The organism is Helicobacter sp. MIT 03-1614 (assembly GCF_000762925.2).
GTDB lineage: Bacteria > Campylobacterota > Campylobacteria > Campylobacterales > Helicobacteraceae > Helicobacter_C > Helicobacter_C hepaticus.
This window is the reverse complement of the sequence record NZ_JRMS02000026.1, coordinates 1-2,032: the sequence shown is the minus strand read 5'-3', so window position 1 is coordinate 2,032 and position 2,032 is coordinate 1. Positions and strand designations below refer to the sequence as shown.

Annotated in this window: 1 protein-coding gene; it reads left to right on the top strand. The window is 33.2% G+C overall.

Going from position 1 to position 2,032, the window contains the following annotated elements:
- Positions 1 to 2,032, top strand: a 2,032-nt coding sequence (locus LS66_RS09920) for a contractile injection system protein, VgrG/Pvc8 family (RefSeq protein ID WP_236097031.1), incomplete at both ends; no start/stop codon positions are given.

Below are 2,032 nucleotides of genomic sequence, written 5' to 3'. Positions count from 1 at the left end.
ATTAACTCTATCACCTTTACCATCACCAAAGCCCATATTAGAGAAAGTTTGCAGTCTCCTTTTCATATTACTTGTAATGGTTTTATAGAATCCTTTTATGCAGATATATTTTCTGCTACTTTTGCTTCTTTGGGTAAAACAAACTCTCCCTCACACACAATCCAATCTCATACCCAAGATACCGATTTTGCATCATCTGCTCCCCCTTATTCTTTTGCATTAGACCAACCTTTCAATCTCCAGCTATTGCAAGATAATTTTGCTCTATTATATATTTCTAATCCCTATGGCAACACAAACTATCATAGTGCTCTTTCTATCTCTTTAGGTAATACTTCTACCCCTATTAAATCATATAAGGGTATCATTACACATATAGAGTATTTAGGTTCTAAATCTAATGTTTCCTTAGATACAAATAACACAATCAACACTATTGCTGACATAACCAATACTTCTCAACAAAAGACACTCTCTTCCTTAGATATACCTACACCTAAATCTATAAACCATAGACATTTCTTTACCTTTACACTCACTTCTCCTCTCATAAGACTTTCACTCAATAAAGCAAATAGAATTTATACAGATAAAACACCTTTAGACATACTCAAAGATATACTCACTGCTTATACTCCACAATTATGCAAACAAATAGATTTTTCTTCTCTTAGCCAAATTGATAATCCTTTAGAGATTATCACCCAATATGAAGAATCTGATTTAGATTTTATCACACGATTAGCTCATAATAATGGTATATACTTTTATGAAGACAATGATACTTTATATGTATGTCATCACACACCCTATACTCCTATTCCTCTCACTAAAGTCCCTTTTAATCCTAATGTAAAAACACATAATAATCTTAATGAACCCTGTATTTTTGCTCTCACACATTCTCATCATATACACACAAAACAATTTAACTTCTTCAGCAATGATGCAAACAATCCTCAAATAAATACTTATATGTATTCAAAATATATTGACAAACAATCCCCAGACATTGCCACTCATTCTGCATCAAATGATACTTCTCTAGCACAAGAAGATATGAATAATCCTTATAACTATACTGCCTCTATGCAAAGTGTATTTATACCCAATGTGAGTTTTACCTATCAAGCGAATATAAAGTCTCTTTGCTCTAATCAAGCCCAACATACTGCCAATACTCAAGCTCTTATGAACGCTCAAAGCAATATCTATACACTCTGTTTAGCTCAAAGATTATATATAGAATCTAAAAATAAATCTCTTTTAGGAAATAATATTCAAGATAATAAAACACAAGAGTCTATAAATGAATATACTATCATAGCATTAGAGCAAACCCTTATAAACGAATCTATTCTTGCAGATACTTTACCCTCTCATCAACAAGCCAATGATAGCAACATCTCTCGGTTCAAAGATGCTTATAGTAATCTCATTACTCTCTTGCCTTCAAACCTATCTTATATGCCTACACCCAAGCCCAAACCAAACCCTCCATCTCTTATGCAAGGTATAGTTGTAGGAGAAGAGTATATAAAAGCCAAGAATATTAAAGAGGCTAATGCAAGTATCATCAAACAGAGCAACACGCTTTATACAGATAACTTTGGCAGGGTGAAAGTAAGGCTACATGCCTTTATGGCACAAGCTTTACTCACGGATAATGATATACACACAACACCCAATACAAACAATACCAAACATTCAAACAATACTCATTTAGAAGATGATTTATATACTCTTAATACACACACAGCTTTTCTTAGAGTAAGCTCTCCTATTGCAAGTGCAAGTTCAGGTTTTTATCATACTCCAAGAGTTGGAGATGAAGTATTAATAAGTTACTTAAATAATGACATAGATATGCCCATCATTATAGGCAGTCTCTACAATCCAAGTAATCCTGCCTTACCCTCTTTACCCTTAGCCTCTCATCAAACAAGTTTAAGTGCAAGAACTCTTAATAATAGCAGTGCATTGCAAGCAGAGAATACAAACTCTCATCACAATCTCATAGAATCTGGATTCA